Genomic DNA, 240 nt, shown 5'->3' on the forward strand with positions numbered 1-240 from the left:
AGCGGCGGACGGGTGAGTAACACGTGGGTAACCTGCCCATAAGACTGGGATAACTCCGGGAAACCGGGGCTAATACCGGATAACATTTTGAACCGCATGGTTCGAAATTGAAAGGCGGCTTCGGCTGTCACTTATGGATGGACCCGCGTCGCATTAGCTAGTTGGTGAGGTAACGGCTCACCAAGGCAACGATGCGTAGCCGACCTGAGAGGGTGATCGGCCACACTGGGACTGAGACAC

At 55.8% G+C, this 240-nt stretch carries 1 rRNA gene; it reads left to right on the plus strand.

The window, feature by feature from the left end:
* Nucleotides 1–240: ribosomal RNA gene (locus H926_RS0104810) — 16S ribosomal RNA — on the plus strand; the annotation flags it as partial.

Origin of the sequence: Novosphingobium sp. B-7 (assembly GCF_000410615.1) — a bacterium.
GTDB classification, from domain to species: Bacteria; Pseudomonadota; Alphaproteobacteria; order Sphingomonadales; family Sphingomonadaceae; genus Novosphingobium; species Novosphingobium capsulatum.